The sequence below is a fragment of the Limimonas halophila genome (assembly GCF_900100655.1).
Classification (GTDB): Bacteria; Pseudomonadota; Alphaproteobacteria; order Kiloniellales; family Rhodovibrionaceae; genus Limimonas; species Limimonas halophila.
The window spans coordinates 91,582-104,672 of the sequence record NZ_FNCE01000009.1 but is presented as its reverse complement, the minus strand read 5'-3'; the positions used below and the strand labels follow the sequence as shown (position 1 = coordinate 104,672).

The following is a 13,091-nucleotide window of genomic DNA, read 5'->3' as shown; positions in this document are numbered from 1 at the left end:
TGTCCACGCACGAGCAAGCAGAATCACGCCGGGACGGCCACGGCGGAGTGGGCGTCCGAAAGAGCTGATTCCACTTTACGGCGATCTGCTCTAAAACGTCGTGCGTGAAACCGTGTTTGCCTGGAGCGCTGGAAATATGCGGACCAGCCCTTGTTTTCCAGGGCGAGCCGTTTCAGCGCCTGCGACGCCCGCGGATTCCGGGGCGGAACCCGTTACGCCGCGCGCCACGTGCTCCTCGCCCTCGGGCAAGCCCGCGCGCGCCCGATGCCCCGGCCGCGATGCGGCTCGAACACGGCGAGGCCCGAGACGTAGAGCGAACCGGCATCCTCCAGCTCGCTGTAGGGCCGGAGCACGGGATCGGTCTCCACCTCGCCGGACTCGCGGGGCGGCATGGCGAAGGCATGGGCCATGCCCAGAACGCCGTCGGCGTTTGCGGCGACCAAGCAATTCTCGAAGGAAAACGGCGTGTTCCGCCGCGCGTAGCGGGCCGCGCCAACCTCTTCCAGCGACAGCCCGGGCATCTCCATCTGGCCCCAGATGTAGGCCGCCAGCCCGTCCGAGGAGATCAGGAACAGCCGCGCGATCGCGCCGGCCTCTTCCGCCCGCGCCCAGCGAATGGGAATGTCGGCATGCGTCATCGAACGGCCCCGTGGCAGCAAGCTCACAGGCCGCAGGTTATCCCGTCACGGCGCGGCGCGACGCGGATCAAAAGGCACGCCACCACCAAATTGCCGCCGCCGCCACGGCGCACAATCGGGAACGAATTTAGCTATCGGGGAAAACAACCGGAAACGATGGCGGAGGGGGTGGGATTCGAACCCACGGTAGGGGGTTGCCCTACAGCGGTTTTCGAGACCGCCGCCTTCGACCACTCGGCCACCCCTCCGGCGTCAGTGGCGTGGGAGGTAGCATCTCGCGCGCGAGCCTGCAACAGGGTGCGTCGGGCCTCGTCCGGGATGCGTGCGGGGGCGGAGCCGCGCACGGCGACGCGGGGGCGGCCGCGTGCGGGCGCCCCGGGCTGACAGGCTTGACACGCGCGCCGCCGTGGCTATCGTCCGCGCCCACGTTCGCGGCGCCATCGGCGCGGCTGCGCCCGGGTCGTGCGTCCGTCCCGCCGGGTCGATCGGACCGGGATGGAGACCGCCCCGGCCCCGCGAAGCCCGACGCCGGGCGCGTCGGCCGAACGCATCGCACACGCTGAGGAACGCGGCCCGACGGGACGAACCGAGCCCGGCGGGTCGACCAACCGAACCCAACAGGAACGATCGGCGGCAGCCATGTTCGCAGTGCTTCAGACGGGCGGCAAGCAGTACAAGGTGGCGCGCAACGACGTCATCACGGTGGAAAAGCTCGCCGCCGAGCCCGGCAGCGAGGTCGAGCTGGACCAGGTGCTCCTGGTCGGCCAGGACGGCGGCAGCCCGCGCGTCGGCGCGCCCACGGTGGACGGCGCGCGCGTGACCGCGGAGGTGCTGGAGCAGACCCGCGGCCGCAAGATCACGGTCTTCAAGAAGAAGCGCCGTCAGGGCTACCGGCGCACCCACGGCCACCGGCAGCATCAGACCGTGCTGCGCATCACGGACATCGCCGTGGACGGCGCCAAGGCTTCCGAGACAGACGCCAGCGCCCCCACGCCGCGTCAGAGCCCGCAGCAGCTGCGCGAGGCCACGAACGCCGGGCTGAACGCGCGCAACAAGGCCAAGGCGCGCACGGCGCGCCAGCGCAACACCGTCTTCGACACCACCCTGCCCGGCGGCGGCGCCGAGGCGGACGACGAGGCGTAAGGAGGTCCAGCGATGGCGCACAAGAAGGCTGGCGGCAGCACCAAGAACGGCCGCGATACGATCGGCAAGCGCCTCGGCGTGAAGAAGTTCGGCGGCGAGGCCGTTGTGCCCGGCAACATCATCGTCCGCCAGCGCGGCACGCGCTGGCACCCCGGCCAGAACGTCGGCCTGGGCCGCGATTACACCATCTTCGCGACCGAGCCCGGTCACGTGAAGTTCCACAAGAAGGCCGGCGGGCGCACCTACATCTCGGTGGTGCCGGGAGAGTAACCCACCCCGGCCATCGGCCGACGGGTCGGGGGGAATGGGCTGCCATTCCCCCTTTTTTCGTTTCGCCCGCCGCGGGTTGCGCGCACCGCTCGCCGCAAGGGTCCCGAACCCATGAAGTTCCTGGACGAGGCCAAGATCTACCTGAAGGCCGGCGACGGCGGGAACGGGTGCGTCTCCTTCCGGCGCGAGAAGTACGTCGAGTTCGGCGGCCCCGACGGTGGCGACGGCGGCGACGGCGCGGACATCGTGTTCGAGGTCGACCACGACCTGAACACCCTGATCGACTTCCGCTACCAGCAGCACTTCAAGGCGCCCAAGGGCCAGAACGGCGAGGGCCGCAACAAAGCGGGCCGCGCCGGCAAGACCATGGTTGTCCAGGTGCCGCCGGGCACGCAGGTGCTGGCGAACGACAAGGAAACGCTGCTGGCCGATCTGACTGAACCCGGCCAGCGCGTCACCATGGCCCACGGCGGCACGGGCGGGCGCGGCAACACCCGCTTCAAGTCCTCCACCAACCAGGCGCCGCGCCACGCCGAGCCCGGCGGCGAGGGCGAGGAGCTGTGGGTCTGGCTGCGCCTGAAGCTGATCGCGGACGCGGGCCTCGTCGGCCTGCCCAACGCGGGCAAGTCCACCTTCCTGGCGACCGCCTCGCGCGCCCGGCCCAAGGTGGCGGACTACCCCTTCACCACGGTCCACCCGCACCTGGGCGTCATCTACCGCGACGGCGAGCAGCTGGTGCTGGCCGACGTGCCGGGCCTGATCGAGGGCGCCCACGAAGGCCGCGGCATGGGCGATCGCTTCCTGGGCCACGTGGAGCGCTGCGCCGTGCTGCTGCACCTCGTCGACTGCACCCAGGACGACGTCGTGGACGCCTACAAGCAGGTGCGCCGGGAGCTGGACGCCGAGGGCCCGCCGCTCGCCGACATCCCGGAACTGGTGGCGCTGTCCAAGATCGATTCGCTGCCCGAAGAGCTGGTGGCGGAACAGGCCCAGGCGCTGGAAGCCGCATGTTCCGGCCCGGTCTACCGCGTCTCCGCCGTGTCCGGCACGGGCATGGACGCGCTGTTGGAGGCGGTCTGGGACAGCGTGGAAGCCGCGCGCCCCGAACCCGAGCGCTCGGAGTGGCGGCCGTGAGCGACTCATCCACCCGCGCCGCCGGGCGCCCGGACCTTACGGCGCTGCGGCGCGTCGTCGTGAAGATTGGCTCCAACCTGCTCGTCGACGCCGAGACGGGCGCGCTCAAGCGGGCGTGGCTGGACGCGCTGGTGGACGACATCGCCGAGCTGCGCCGCCACGGCGTCGAGGTCGCCGTGGTGTCCTCGGGCGCCATCTCGGCGGGCCGGCGGCAGCTCGGGCTGACGCGCGACAGCATCCGCCTGGAGGAAAAGCAGGCCGCCGCGGCAGCGGGGCAGATCCGCCTCGCCCACGCGTATCAGGAGTCGCTGGCGCGCCACGAGCTGACGGTGGCGCAGATCCTCATCACGCTGGCCGACACCGAGGAGCGCCGCCGCCACCTGAACGCGCGCAGCACCGTGGGCACGCTGCTCTCGCTGGGCGCGGTGCCGGTCATCAACGAGAACGACACCGTCGCCACCAACGAAATACGTTTCGGCGACAACGACCGCCTCGCCGCGCGCGTGGCCGCGATGATCGACGCCGAGGCGCTGGTGCTGCTGTCCGACGTGGACGGCCTCTACGCCGGCGACCCGCGCCGCGACCCCGACGCCGCCTTCGTCCCCCGCGTGGACGCCATCACGCCCGAGATCGAGCGCATGGCCGGCGCGGCGCCGCGCGGCTATTCCACCGGCGGCATGGTCACCAAGCTGGCCGCCGCGCGCGTGGCGCTCACCGCCGGCTGCCACATGGCGATCGCCCAGGGACACGTGGACAGGCCGCTGCGGCACATGCGCGAGAGCGGGCGCTGCACCTGGTTCGTCGCCGCCGAGGAGCCGCGCGCGGCGCGCAAGCGCTGGATCGCCGGCTCGCTCAGCCCGGCGGGTCGGATCACCGTGGACGACGGCGCACAGAAGGCCCTGCGGCGCGGCACCTCGCTGCTGCCCGCCGGGGTTGTGGCCGTTGGCGGCACGTTCGAGCGCGGCGACGCCGTCGTGGTACAAGACCGCCAGGGGCGCGAACTCGCCCGCGGCCTGATCGCCTACTCGGCCGACGCGGCGCGCCGGATCGCCGGGCGCAAGTCGGCCGAGATCGCGGACATCCTGGGCTATAGCGGCCGCGAGGAACTGATCCACCGCGACGACCTGGCGCTGACGACTGCGGACGATCCAGCGTTGGGCGATAAAGCGGCGGACGATACAGCGAAGGAAGGGGAGCGATGACGGCGAACGCTGCCGAGCGCACGGACCTGCAAGCGCAGATGCACGAGCTGGGCGACGCCGCCGTGGCAGCCGGGCGCGGGCTCGCCACCGCCAGCGCGGACGCCAAGGAAACCGCCCTGCGCCAGGCCGCCGCGGCCCTGCGCCGCAACGTCGAATCGCTCAAGGCCGCCAACGCGCGCGACTTGGAGACGGGGCGCGAGCGCGGGCTGACGGACGCGCAGCTCGACCGGCTGGAACTCACCGACGGCCGCATCGAGGGCATGGCGAGCGGCCTGGAAACCATCGCCGCGCTGCCCGATCCCGTGGGCGCGGAGCTGGCGCGCTGGCAGGTGCCGACGGGCCTGGACATCGCGCGGGTGAGCACGCCCATCGGCGTCATCGGCATCATCTACGAGAGCCGCCCCAACGTCACCGCGGACGCGGCGGGGCTGTGCATCAAGGCCGGCAACGCCGCCATCCTGCGCGGCGGCTCGGAGAGCTACCACTCCGCCGGCGCCATTCTGGAATGCCTGCACGAGGGCCTGGCCGCCGCCGGGCTGCCCGAGCGCGCGGTGCAGCGCGTCCCCACCACGAACCGCGAGGCCGTGGGCGTCCTGCTGACGATGGACAGCCACGTCGACCTGATCGTGCCGCGCGGCGGGCGCGGGCTGGTGGAGCGCGTGAAGACGGAAAGCCGCATGCCCGTGCTCGCCCACCTCGAGGGCGTGAACCACAGCTACGTCCAGGCCTCGTGCGACCCGGCGATGGCGCGCAGCGTCATCCACAACGCCAAGATGCGCCGGCCCGGCATCTGCGGCGCCACGGAAACCATCCTGATCGACCGCGACGCCATCGCAAGCCACCTGCCCGGCATTCTCGACGACCTCGCCGAGGCGGGGTGCGAGCTGCGCGGTGACGCAACCATCCAAGCCGCCGACAGCCGCGTGGCCGCGGCCACCGAGGCGGACTGGGACACCGAGTACCTGGCGCCCATCGTCAGCGTGAAGGCGGTCGACTCCCTGGACGAGGCCGTGGCGCACGTGAACGCCCACGGTTCCGGCCACACCGAGGCCATCCTGAGCGGCGACGACGCGCCCGCGCGCACCTTCTGCGAGCGCGTGGACGCCGCCATCGTCATGGTCAACGCCTCCACGCAGTTCGCCGACGGCGGCGAGTTCGGCATGGGCGCGGAGATCGGCATCGCCACCGACCGCACGGTGCCGCGCGGGCCCATCGGCGCCACGGAGTTGACGAGCTACAAGTACGTCGTGCGCGGAACCGGGCAGACGCGCGCGTAAGCCCCGGGCGGCACGCGTCGCGTGCACTGCTTCAGCTTGATGTTCATTTCGCGCGCGCATGCTAACGATTTGTGAACCCTGATTACGGTTCCCTCGGGGCTGTCACGGGCGGTGCCCACACGCCGCCTGCCGGCCCCGGGGCGCGCGATGTCAAGCGAGCGTTGCGACAGCGGCACCCACGCCATCGCCGAAACCGCGCTGGCGCGGATGAAGGCGCTCGGCATTCCGGCGACGCCGGAGAACTACCAGGTCTGGTACGCCTACTGCGCAGGCACGCATCCCGACCTGAGCCGGGCGCTGGACGTCCTCGTCTCCAACCGCGACACCTTCACGGAGGAGCGCAATGCGGAGATCCACGCGCGCTTCTTCGGCGGCGGCGGGGATCAGCTCAGCCAGGTCGCGGACACCAGCCACCGCCTGGAACAGGCGATTTCCCGCATCCTCAGCGCGCTCGACGAGGGCGGGCGCGAAAGCGACGCCACGGGCCGGCGCATCGCCAGCCTCTCCGGCCACCTCACGGGCGACAGCAGCCTCTCGGTCATTCAGGAGACGGTGCGCGAGATCGTGCGCGAGACGCGCGCCCTGCTCCACCGCAACCAGGAGCTGGAACAGCGCCTGCACCAATCCTCGCGCGAGGTGGAATCCCTGCGCAAGGACCTGGAGGACACGCGGCGGGACGCCGTTACGGACGGCCTGACCGGGATCGCCAACCGCAAGCTGTTCGACGAACGCCTGCGCGATTCCATGGCGGCGGCGATGGAACACGGCACGCGGCTGACCATCGCGCTGGCCGACATCGACCACTTCAAGCAGTTCAACGATCAGTACGGCCACGACGTCGGCGACGAGGTGCTCAAGCTCGTGGCCCGCCACCTGCGCGAGCAGATCAAGGGCCGCGACACGGCCGCGCGCTTCGGCGGCGAGGAGTTCGCCCTCATCCTGCCCGAAACGCGCCTGCACGACGGCGGCAAGCTCGCCGACCGCATCCGCGCCGGCCTGGCCGGGCACAGCCTGACCAGCCGCACCACGCACCGGCGCTACGGCCGCATCACGCTCTCCGCCGGGGTGGCCGAATACCGCTACGGCGAGCCGCTGGACCAGCTCGTGCGCCGCGTCGACGACGCGCTCTACGCCGCCAAGCACCGGGGGCGCAACTGCGTGGTGGCGGAGGACGGCAGCGTGGCCGGCGCCTGACCCCGGTTTGACAGCCCCGCGTTCGCCGGGCATGCGTTCATTCCGGTCCGTTACCGCCAGGAGCCGCCGGTGCCCGCGCCCACGTCCGCATCGTCCCCGCACCAGCCGACACCGCCCGACCGGCCGCGCAGCGCCTGGACCGCCGCGGGCCCCAGTTCGCTCAGCCGCAAACCCGCCACCACCCGCCGCCTGGGTGCCGCGCTCGGCGGCGCGCTGCCCAGCCGGGGGCAGCGCATCGGCCTGCTCGGCGGCTCCTTCAACCCGGCCCACGGCGGGCACCGCACCATCTCGGAAGAAGCGCTGCGCCGCCTGGAGCTGGACGCGGTGTGGTGGCTGGTCTCGCCGCAGAACCCGCTCAAGCCCAAGGCCGGCATGGCGCCGCTGGCGGCGCGCGTCGCCAGCGCCCAGCGCGTGGTCGGCGACCACCCGCGCATCCGGGTCACGACCCTGGAAGACGCGCTGGGCACGCTCTACACCCTGGACACGCTCAATGCCGTGACCCGGCGGATGCCGGGCGTGCGCTTCGTGTGGCTGATGGGCGCCGATAATCTTTTCCAGATCGACCGCTGGGCGCACTGGGAGCGCATTTTCGAACGGGTCCCGGTTGCTGTGTTCAATCGTCCGCACTATTCTCAGACTGTGCGGTCCGCGAAAGCCGCGCACCGCTTCCGGCGGGTCCGGCTGCCCGAACGCACGGCCGCCCGCCTGGCGGAGACGCCGCCGCCGGCTTGGGTTTTCCTGCACCAGCCGCAGGATCCACGGTCCGCGACGGCGATCCGGGCCCGACAGCGAGAGGCTGAAACCGTCCGCTCATGGCCGCGACGGTGCGCACAGACCCCTTCCTGACGCATGCGGCCGAGATGGCCGACTGGGTGTTGTTGACCGTGGCCCGCCCCGGTGCCGCGGCGGGTGCGTGCTGCGGCCGTGAGGGATGTTAACGACCGCGAGGAGGCAGGAGCCATACACGACGTTCAGCGCATCGAGCCGGCCACGGACGCCGGCCCCCGTCCGGCAATGGACGATCCCTTGCTGGACCTCGTGACCCGGTCGCTGGAAGACGACAAGGGTCAGGACATCGTCGTGATCGATCTGGCGGGCAAGACCGCCATGGCCGACCACATGGTCGTGGCCAGCGGCCGCTCCGGCCGCCAGGTCAGCGCGATGGCCACCCATCTGTGCGACCGCCTGAAGGACGCCGGCCACGGCACCGTGCGCCCCGAGGGCATGAACCAGGCCGACTGGGTCCTGATCGACGGCGGCGACGTGATCGTCCACATCTTCCAGCCCGAGGTTCGCGACTTCTACAACCTGGAGAAGATGTGGGGCGAAGCCGTCGTGACGGACGGGGAACCCGCGGCGCACTGACGCGCCGTCCCGGCGGCCCGCGGTGCGAAAAGGTCCGGTTGCGGCATGCGCATCACGCTGGCGGCCGTCGGGCGGCTGAAGCGGGGGCCCGAGCGCGAATTGGTCGACTCCTACCTGGCCCGCCTGCCCTGGGCGGTGCTGGAGAAGGAGGTCGTTGAGCGCCGCAGTCTCCCGGCCGAGCAGCTGCGCGAGCGCGAGGGTGAGCGGCTCCTCGCGGCGCTCTCGCCCGATGCGGTGGTGGTCGTGCTCGACCCCGGCGGGCGCGAACTGACGAGCCCGCAGTTCGCCGAGCGGCTGAGCGGCTGGCGGGACACGGGCGTGGACGTCGCTTTCGCCATCGGCGGTGCCGACGGTCTGAGCGAGGCAGTCCGATCGCGCGCCGATCTGCGCCTTTCGTTCGGCGCACAGACATGGCCCCACATGCTTGCGCGCGTTATGCTCGCCGAGCAGCTTTACCGGGCCGCGGCGATCCTGAGCGGCCACCCGTACCATCGATGAGCACGCCCCGCTGATCCCATGACCCGACCGGTGCGATGACCATGGCGCCAAGCAACCGGCCCCGTCCCGTCGTGCTCTGCATCCTCGACGGCTGGGCGCTCAACCCCGACGCGAGCGACAACGCCGTGGCCCAGGCCGAAACGCCGGTCATGGACCGGCTGTGGCAGCACAACCCGCACGCCACGCTGACCACGCACGGCGCCGATGTCGGCCTGCCCGCCGGGCAGATGGGCAACTCCGAGGTCGGCCACATGAACCTGGGCGCCGGGCGCGTGGTGCTGCAGGAGCTACCGCGCATCGACGCCGCCGTGGCCGACGGCTCGCTGGCCGAGGCGGAAGCGCTGCGCGCGCTGATCGCGCGCCTGCGCGAGACGGGCGGCACCGCGCACCTCATGGGCCTGCTCTCGCCCGGCGGCGTGCACGCCCACCAGGACCACATGGCGGCGCTGGCGAACGCGCTGCACGCCGCTGGCATCCCGGTGAAGGTGCACGCCTTCACCGACGGCCGCGACACCCCGCCGCGCGCCGCGCCGGACCACCTGCGCGACTTCGTGGCGGCGGCACCCAACGCGGACATCGCCACGGTCAGCGGGCGCTACTACGCCATGGACCGCGACAAGCGCTGGGACCGCGTCAAGCGCGCGCACGACGTTATGGTGGACGCACGCGGCGAGCACGCGCCGGACGCGGCGACCGCCGTGGCCACCGCCCACGCCAACGGCACCGGCGACGAGTTCGTCCCGCCCACGGCGATCGGCGGCTACGCGGGCATGGCCGACGGCGACGGCCTGATCATGGCCAACTTCCGCGCCGACCGCGTGCGCCAAATCCTGCGCGCCCTGCTGCTGCCGGACTTCGAAGGCTTCGAGCGCGCGCGCACCGTGGATTTCGCCGCGCAGGCCGGGATGGTCACCTATACGGACGATCTCGCGCCCGTGCTGCCGGCGATCTTCCCGCCGCAGCAGCCCGAGGCGACGCTGGGCGAGGTCGTGGCCGGGCACGGGCTGCGCCAGCTGCGCGTGGCGGAGACGGAGAAGTACGCCCACGTCACCTTCTTCTTCAACGGCGGCCGCGAGACGCCGTTCGCGGGCGAGGACCGCGTGCTCGTGCCCTCGCCGGACGTGCCCACCTACGACCACAAGCCGGAGATGGCGGCGGTGGAGGTCACCGACCGCCTGACCCGAGCCGTCGGCGACGGCACCTACGACCTCATCGTGGTCAACTACGCCAACGGCGACATGGTGGGCCACACCGGCGACATGGATGCGGCCATTCGTGCCGTGGAAACCGTGGACGCCTGCCTGGGCCGGCTGTCGGAGGCCGTGACCATGGCCGGCGGCGCGCTGCTCGTCACCGCCGACCACGGCAACGCCGACCGCATGCGCAACCCCGAGACGGGACAGCCGCACACCGCCCACACGACCTTCCCCGTGCCCGTGGTGCTGAGCGGCGGCCCGGCCGGCGTGGACCAGCTGCGCGACGGGCGGCTGGCCGACGTGGCGCCGACGCTGCTGGCCCTGATGGGGCTGCCGCAGCCGGAAGCCATGACGGGCCGGTCCCTGCTGCCCAGCGCCGCCGATGCCGAAGGCCCGGACGCCGAACCGGCGCTGCGGGCGTCGGGATGACGGCCGGCCCGCGGCGGTGATGCGGCGGGCGGTCGTGCTCACCGCGGCCGGTTGGCTCGCGGCGGCCCTGCTGACGGCTGCCGGGGCGCTGCCCGCGAACGCGCAGGAAAGCAGCGCGGATACTGGGACGTCCCTGGAAAAGATCGAAAAGCGCGCCGAGAAGGACCGCGAGCGCGCCCGCGACCTCGCCGAGAAGGCCGAGGCGCTGGCGAAGGAGCTGCAGGCGCTCAAGGAGCGCTCCGTCGAGCTCGCCCGCAAGACGCAGACCCTGGAAACCCGGCTGAGCGCGACGGAGTCCCGCCTGGACGAGTTGCGGAGGCGGCGCGAGACACTGCGCGAGCAGCTGGACGCGCGGCGCGAGCAGCTCGTGGGCACGCTCCAGGCGCTGGAACGCATCGCCATGCAGCCGCCGGCCGCGCTGGCGGTCAGCCCCGAGTCGCCCATCGACGTGGCGCGCGCCGCGAGCCTGCTGGACACGGCCGTGCCCGAGATCGAAAAGCGCGCGGCGGCCGTGCGCCAGGACCTCCAGCGACTCGAAACAGTTCGCAAGCGCATCAACCAGGAGCGCACGCGGCTGCGGAACACGCGCACGGATCTTTCGGCGAAGCGCGAAGAGCTGACAGCGCTCATGGCGCGCAAGAAGCGCCTGGTCAAGCGCACGCGCACCGCCTCGCGGGAAGCGCGGCGGGACGCCGAGCGGCTGGCCCGCGAGGCCGACGACATGCGCGCGCTCATGACGGCGCTCGACCGCCAACGCGCGGCGCGCCAAGCCGTCCGCGCCACGGACGTGCCCGTGCCCGGCCGCAAGCCCGCCCCGCCCGAGGGGGAAACCGGTGGATCGCAGAGCGGGCAAGCCGTGGCGGACGGCGCGACGGACACCGGGCCCGGCAACGGGCGTCGCGACGCGACGCCGCAGGAAACGCGCACGGCCGCGCTCACCCGGCCCGCCGACATCCGCGCCTTCCCGGACAGCGAGAACAGCCTGCGGATGCCGGCGCGCGGCGAGGTCGTCGCCAGCTACGGCGAGACCGTCGAGCGGCGCGGGACGACGACGGGCGATCAGGGCATGATGATCGCCACCCGCCCGAGGGCGCGCGTGGTCGCACCCTACGACGGCAAGGTGGTCTATGCGGGCCCCTTTAAGACCTACGGGCGCATCTTGATTATACAACACGGCGATCGGTACCATTCGCTCCTCGCCGGGCTGGGGCGGATCGACGCCATCGTCGGGCAGTGGGTGCTCGCGGGCGAGCCCGTCGGGGTCATGGGTGATCCCTCCGGCCAACCGCCCGAGCTGTACGTGGAATTGCGCCGCGCGGGTCAGCCGATCGACCCGGCGCCGTGGCTGGCGCGGCGCGGCAACAAGGTGCGAGGCTGATGTTCAACAAGGCAGGGGCGGCGCTGCTGACGGCGGCGATGCTCGCCGTGTCCCCCGCGGCGCTGGCGCAGGACGACGGCGGCCAGACCAGCGAGAACGGCGACACCTACCGGCAGCTCAAGCTGTTCGGCGACGTCTTCGAGCGCGTGCGCGCCAACTACGTCGAAAAGGTGTCCGACCAGAAGCTGGTGGAATCGGCCATCCGCGGCATGCTCAGCTCGCTCGATCCGCACTCCAGCTATCTGGACAAGGACGATTTTCAGGACATGAAGGTCCAGACGGAGGGCGAGTTCGGCGGGCTCGGCATCGAGGTCACGATGGAGAACGGCCTGGTGAAGGTCGTCTCCCCCATCGACGAGACGCCAGCGGCCAAAGCGGGCATCCGCGCCGGCGACCTGATCGTGGGGATCGACGGCAACCCCGTGATGGGCATGACGCTGGCCGAGGCCGTGGAGCAGATGCGCGGCAAGAAGGGCACGGACATCACGCTCACCGTGCGCCGCGGCGATAAGGAGCCCTTCGAGGTCACGATCACCCGCGACGTCATCGAAATCGAGTCCGTGCGTTCGGAGACCTTCGGCAACGTCGGCTACGTGCGCGTGACCACCTTCAACGAGCAAACGCAGCCCGGCTTGGAATCCAAGATCGAATCGATCTCCGAGGACCTCGGCGACGACCTCAAGGGCTACGTCCTCGACCTGCGCAACAACCCCGGCGGCCTGCTGGAACAGGCGATCTCGGTGTCCGACACCTTCCTCGACGCGGGCGAGATCGTCTCCACCCGCGGCCGGGACAACGAGGACAACAAGCGCTACAACGCCGACGCCGGCGACATGACCAACGGCGCGCCGCTGGTGGTGCTGATCAACGGCGGCTCGGCCTCCGCCTCCGAGATCGTCGCCGGCGCGCTGAAGGACCACGGCCGCGCGCTCGTGCTCGGCACGCGCAGCTTCGGCAAGGGCTCGGTGCAGACCATCATGCCCCTGCCCGGCCACGGCGCCATCCGCCTGACAACCGCGCGCTACTACACGCCCTCCGGGCGCTCCATCCAGGCCGACGGTATCCACCCCGACCTCAAGGTGCGCCAGGCCGAGGTGAAGCCGATCGAGAACGGCGAACGCCGCCGCGAGGCCGACCTGCGCGGGGCGCTGGAGAACGGCCAGAACGGCGACGGTGAAAACGGCGACGGCGCCGCCAACGACAATGGCGAGGGTGCCGGTTCGGCCGAGGCCGAGGACGCCGAAGAGAAGGCGGCGCAGAAGGCCGCCCGGCTGCAGGAGGACTACCAACTGTCCCGGGCCGTGGACCTCTTGCGCGGGCTGACGCTCTTCCAGTCCCGCGTCCTGCAGAACTAGAGCATCGTGCGT

General features: G+C 71.7%; 12 protein-coding genes, 1 tRNA gene and 1 pseudogene. 12 read left to right on the top strand and 2 right to left on the bottom strand.

Annotated features, from left to right (window positions below):
* Positions 1-212: 212 nt before the first annotated feature.
* Both BLQ43_RS11660 and BLQ43_RS11655 read right to left on the bottom strand, forming a co-directional pair.
* Complete coding sequence (locus BLQ43_RS11660; RefSeq protein WP_176758654.1) at positions 213-638, bottom strand: GNAT family N-acetyltransferase; 426 nt, start codon at positions 636-638, stop codon at positions 213-215.
* A 157-nt stretch (positions 639-795) separates the two neighbouring features.
* A tRNA-Ser gene (locus BLQ43_RS11655) sits at positions 796-886 on the bottom strand.
* Positions 887-1,277: 391 nt separating this feature from the next.
* Here BLQ43_RS11655 and rplU point away from each other — a divergent pair.
* The 12 genes and pseudogenes from rplU to BLQ43_RS11595 all read left to right on the top strand — a co-directional run.
* Positions 1,278-1,586 (top strand): annotated as a pseudogene (gene rplU / locus BLQ43_RS11650) (50S ribosomal protein L21); the annotation flags it as partial.
* Between the two features lie 207 nt (positions 1,587-1,793).
* Positions 1,794-2,051, top strand: coding sequence for a 50S ribosomal protein L27 (gene rpmA, locus BLQ43_RS11645; protein ID WP_090021047.1), 258 nt, complete (start codon positions 1,794-1,796; stop codon positions 2,049-2,051).
* A gap of 111 nt (positions 2,052-2,162) precedes the next feature.
* Complete coding sequence (gene obgE, locus BLQ43_RS11640; RefSeq protein WP_090021044.1) at positions 2,163-3,185, top strand: GTPase ObgE; 1,023 nt, start codon at positions 2,163-2,165, stop codon at positions 3,183-3,185.
* On the top strand, positions 3,173-4,387 hold the full coding sequence (gene proB, locus BLQ43_RS11635) for a glutamate 5-kinase (RefSeq protein ID WP_090021042.1): 1,215 nt from the start codon (positions 3,173-3,175) through the stop codon (positions 4,385-4,387). Before obgE ends, proB begins: the two co-directional genes overlap by 13 nt.
* Positions 4,384-5,664 (top strand): glutamate-5-semialdehyde dehydrogenase, encoded by a 1,281-nt coding sequence (locus BLQ43_RS11630; protein ID WP_090021040.1) that lies wholly within the window; start codon positions 4,384-4,386, stop codon positions 5,662-5,664. The genes proB and BLQ43_RS11630 overlap by 4 nt, the downstream gene beginning before the upstream one ends.
* A gap of 147 nt (positions 5,665-5,811) precedes the next feature.
* Entirely contained in the window at positions 5,812-6,858 is a 1,047-nt protein-coding gene (locus tag BLQ43_RS11625) for a GGDEF domain-containing protein (RefSeq protein WP_090021037.1), read from the top strand.
* Positions 6,859-6,927: 69 nt separating this feature from the next.
* Positions 6,928-7,704: a nicotinate-nucleotide adenylyltransferase gene (locus BLQ43_RS11620; protein WP_342670369.1), complete on the top strand. Its 777-nt coding sequence runs from the start codon at positions 6,928-6,930 to the stop codon at positions 7,702-7,704.
* A 168-nt stretch (positions 7,705-7,872) separates the two neighbouring features.
* Positions 7,873-8,223 carry a ribosome silencing factor gene (gene rsfS / locus BLQ43_RS11615; protein ID WP_090021034.1) on the top strand — a complete coding sequence of 117 codons (351 nt, stop codon included), beginning with the start codon at positions 7,873-7,875 and terminating at the stop codon, positions 8,221-8,223.
* Positions 8,224-8,268: 45 nt separating this feature from the next.
* Complete coding sequence (gene rlmH / locus BLQ43_RS11610; RefSeq protein WP_090021032.1) at positions 8,269-8,721, top strand: 23S rRNA (pseudouridine(1915)-N(3))-methyltransferase RlmH; 453 nt, start codon at positions 8,269-8,271, stop codon at positions 8,719-8,721.
* 35 nt (positions 8,722-8,756) lie between these two features.
* The gene (gpmI, locus tag BLQ43_RS11605; protein WP_090021029.1) at positions 8,757-10,346 is read left to right on the top strand and encodes a 2,3-bisphosphoglycerate-independent phosphoglycerate mutase; all 1,590 of its coding nucleotides are present in this window, start codon (positions 8,757-8,759) and stop codon (positions 10,344-10,346) included.
* A 19-nt stretch (positions 10,347-10,365) separates the two neighbouring features.
* Positions 10,366-11,724 (top strand): murein hydrolase activator EnvC family protein, encoded by a 1,359-nt coding sequence (locus tag BLQ43_RS11600; RefSeq protein WP_176758653.1) that lies wholly within the window; start codon positions 10,366-10,368, stop codon positions 11,722-11,724.
* Positions 11,724-13,079: a S41 family peptidase gene (locus tag BLQ43_RS11595; protein WP_218119195.1), complete on the top strand. Its 1,356-nt coding sequence runs from the start codon at positions 11,724-11,726 to the stop codon at positions 13,077-13,079. Before BLQ43_RS11600 ends, BLQ43_RS11595 begins: the two co-directional genes overlap by 1 nt.
* Positions 13,080-13,091 lie beyond the last annotated feature (12 nt).

Bases quoted from the DNA above. Each gene is read 5' to 3' on its own strand.
- BLQ43_RS11660 (WP_176758654.1), bottom strand. From the start codon at position 638: ATGACGCATGCCGACATTCCCATTCGCTGGGCGCGGGCGGAAGAGGCC.
- rpmA (WP_090021047.1), top strand. From the start codon at position 1,794: ATGGCGCACAAGAAGGCTGGCGGCAGCACCAAGAACGGCCGCGATACG.
- obgE (WP_090021044.1), top strand. From the start codon at position 2,163: ATGAAGTTCCTGGACGAGGCCAAGATCTACCTGAAGGCCGGCGACGGC.
- BLQ43_RS11630 (WP_090021040.1), top strand. From the start codon at position 4,384: ATGACGGCGAACGCTGCCGAGCGCACGGACCTGCAAGCGCAGATGCAC.
- BLQ43_RS11625 (WP_090021037.1), top strand. From the start codon at position 5,812: ATGTCAAGCGAGCGTTGCGACAGCGGCACCCACGCCATCGCCGAAACC.
- rsfS (WP_090021034.1), top strand. From the start codon at position 7,873: ATGGACGATCCCTTGCTGGACCTCGTGACCCGGTCGCTGGAAGACGAC.
- rlmH (WP_090021032.1), top strand. From the start codon at position 8,269: ATGCGCATCACGCTGGCGGCCGTCGGGCGGCTGAAGCGGGGGCCCGAG.
- gpmI (WP_090021029.1), top strand. From the start codon at position 8,757: ATGACCATGGCGCCAAGCAACCGGCCCCGTCCCGTCGTGCTCTGCATC.
- BLQ43_RS11600 (WP_176758653.1), top strand. From the start codon at position 10,366: ATGCGGCGGGCGGTCGTGCTCACCGCGGCCGGTTGGCTCGCGGCGGCC.
- BLQ43_RS11595 (WP_218119195.1), top strand. From the start codon at position 11,724: ATGTTCAACAAGGCAGGGGCGGCGCTGCTGACGGCGGCGATGCTCGCC.